Source organism: Variovorax sp. P4_D9, from assembly GCF_056401695.1.
In genome coordinates, this window is the sequence record NZ_JBFUIU010001520.1 from 1 (window position 1) to 1,146 (window position 1,146).

Annotated in this window: 2 protein-coding genes and 1 pseudogene; 1 reads left to right on the top strand and 2 read right to left on the bottom strand. The window is 64.4% G+C overall.

Going from position 1 to position 1,146, the window contains the following annotated elements; genetic code table 11:
- Both AC1DY5_RS56545 and AC1DY5_RS56550 read right to left on the bottom strand, forming a co-directional pair.
- A partial coding sequence (locus tag AC1DY5_RS56545) for a thiolase family protein (protein ID WP_478122855.1) occupies positions 1-291 on the bottom strand: 291 nt, incomplete at its 3' end.
- Between the two features lie 76 nt (positions 292-367).
- A complete protein-coding gene (locus tag AC1DY5_RS56550) occupies positions 368-838 on the bottom strand; it encodes a Bug family tripartite tricarboxylate transporter substrate binding protein (RefSeq protein WP_478122856.1) in 471 nt (156 codons plus the stop codon).
- Positions 839-934: 96 nt separating this feature from the next.
- On the opposite strand from AC1DY5_RS56550, the pseudogene AC1DY5_RS56555 reads away from it, so the two are divergent.
- A pseudogene (locus tag AC1DY5_RS56555) lies at positions 935-1,146 on the top strand (IS1380-like element ISCARN34 family transposase); the annotation flags it as partial.

The window sequence follows — 1,146 nt, forward strand, 5'->3', positions numbered from 1 at the left end:
CGCATCGAGGCCCGAGCCGCACAGGCGGTTGATGGTGCCGCCGCCGACTTCGATCGGCAGGCCGGCCAGCAAGGCCGCCATGCGCGCGACGTTGCGGTTGTCCTCGCCGGCCTGGTTGGCGCAACCATAGAGCACGTCGCCGACCGCCTGCCAGTCGACCTTCTTGTTGCGCTCCATCAGCGCCTTGAGCGGCACCGCGCCGAGGTCGTCGGTGCGCACGCTGGAGAGGGCGCCGCCGTAGCGGCCGAAAGGGGTGCGAATCGCGTCGCAGATGAAGGCTTGGGTGGCCATGTGGTGGATCCAGAAGATTGAAAAAACAGCGCCACTGGGGCGCTGAGCGCTTCGAAAAGATCAGGTGTCCGCCGGGTCAGTCCAGTTTGGCGCCCACCGCCTTGGCCAGCGAACCCCAACGCTCCGACTCGGCGGCGATGAACGGTCCGAACTCCTCGGGCTTGCTGCCGACGACTTCCACGCCCTGCTGCTCGAATTGCTGCTTCAGGTCGGGCGAGCGCAATGCGGCTCCGACGGCTCCATACATCTTGTTGATGATCTCGGGCGGTGTCCGCGCCGGCGCGAGCATGCCGTACCAGTTGTAGGCCTCCACCTTCGGCAGTCCGAGTTCGCCCACAGTCGGCACATCCTTGAGGACGGGAATGCGCTTGGCGCTGGTCACCGCCAACGCGCGCACCTTGCCCGACTGGATGAACGGCAGCACCACGGGGATGTCGACCATCATCATGTCGACCTGCCCGCCCATGAGGTCGGTCAGCGCCGGCGCCGCGCCGCGGTAGGGAATGTGGTTCCTGAATCCGTGAGCCCAAGAGTGAAAGGGGCTCACCCTGCGGGTGCGRTCGATTTGAGGTRGTTTGGTAAACGCGAGACAGGTGTGGGGCGTTKATGGGCCTGTTGCAAACGCAGTATCCGATTCCTTCCAATGCGCCCCTTCATCGTCAAGCAACTCGACTACGACCTCACCCCGGTAGCCGGTCTGGCGCTGGTMGGACATCACCTGAATCGACTCGCGCCGGTGTTCAAGCAACTCGATGCCGCCTTGCCCGTGAGAAATGGCGTTGCCAACAGCGACATCCTGCGCAGCTACCTGGGCCTGCTGGTGCAGGGCAAGAGCGACTTCGATGCGATTGAGAA